Raw genomic sequence first — 688 nt, 5'->3', positions numbered from 1 at the left:
GTCTAAAGCCACGTTGTACTTTGACATCACACCTTCACCAGCGTTGCTCTCTTTGGTTTCTCACGTCAAAGTGTATTTGAACAACGAACTTATGGGCGTGGCGTCAATCGTCGATGGTCAGCAAGGTAAAAAGTTGAGTTTATCGATGCCGCTGGATACTCGTTACTTCAGTAACTACAACCAAATTCGCTTTGAGTTGATTGGGAATACTCAGAAAGACTGTGCCAACCCAAATGACTCGAGCATTTGGGCCGAGATCAGCCAAAGCAGTCGAATTGAAATGTTTGCCCAAAAGACAATGCTGGAAAGTGACTTGAGCTTGTTGCCAGCGCCGTTTTTTGATGTCCGTGATTTTAGCCAGTTAAATCTGCCCGTCGTTATGGGTGGCAAATATGATCTGGATGATGTCAAAGCAGCTGGTGTCTTGAGCTCTTACTTTGGTGCTCTTGCGGGTTGGCGTGGTGCTCAATTCCCTTTTAGTGTCGACACGTTACCTAAGCGCAACGCCATTGTCTTTGTTACCAATGACAACAAACCTGAGTTTCTGAGAGATTTTCCAGACACGGATGGCCCTCGTCTTCAAGTTATCACTCACCCAACTGACCCATACGTGAAGCTTCTTCTAGTGATAGGCCGGGACAGTAAGGCTGTTAACGATGCGGTACAAGGTTTGGCGTTGGGTAACCAA

1 protein-coding gene is annotated in these 688 nt (G+C 46.5%); it reads left to right on the top strand.

Annotated features, from left to right (window positions below; translation table 11 throughout):
- The coding region (locus R7044_RS25640; protein ID WP_225456050.1) for a cellulose biosynthesis cyclic di-GMP-binding regulatory protein BcsB at positions 1 to 688 on the top strand (688 nt) is incomplete at both ends.

It is taken from the genome of Vibrio sp. 1402 (genome assembly GCF_033340275.1).
This window is presented reverse-complemented; position numbering and strand designations above follow the sequence as displayed.